Source organism: Milkweed yellows phytoplasma str. MW1 (assembly GCF_000309485.1).
Taxonomy (GTDB): Bacteria; Bacillota_I; Bacilli_A; order Acholeplasmatales; family Acholeplasmataceae; genus Phytoplasma.
Window position 1 is genome coordinate 1 of record NZ_AKIL01000069.1, and the last position, 237, is coordinate 237.

Annotated in this window: 1 pseudogene; it reads left to right on the forward strand. The window is 24.9% G+C overall.

Features of this window, described 5'->3' with window-relative positions:
- Positions 1 to 237 (forward strand): annotated as a pseudogene (locus RI76_RS03085) (hypothetical protein); the annotation flags it as partial.

A 237-nucleotide genomic window follows, 5' to 3' on the forward strand; every position in this document is an offset into this window, starting at 1 on the left:
TAAAAATATTTCTTTATCGCCTCCTCCTGTTGAAGCTATAAATGCATTATCTATTAAAGAACAAGAGTTAAACAAGATAACTCAAGAATTAAAAACAACTCAAGAACAATTAGAACAAGAAAAAGAAGCTTTAAATGTTTTAATTACTCAACAACAACCTGATAATACTTTAGCTAACGAAATAACCAATAAAGAACAACATATTCAAAAATTAAAACAAGATTTAAATACTTTAGA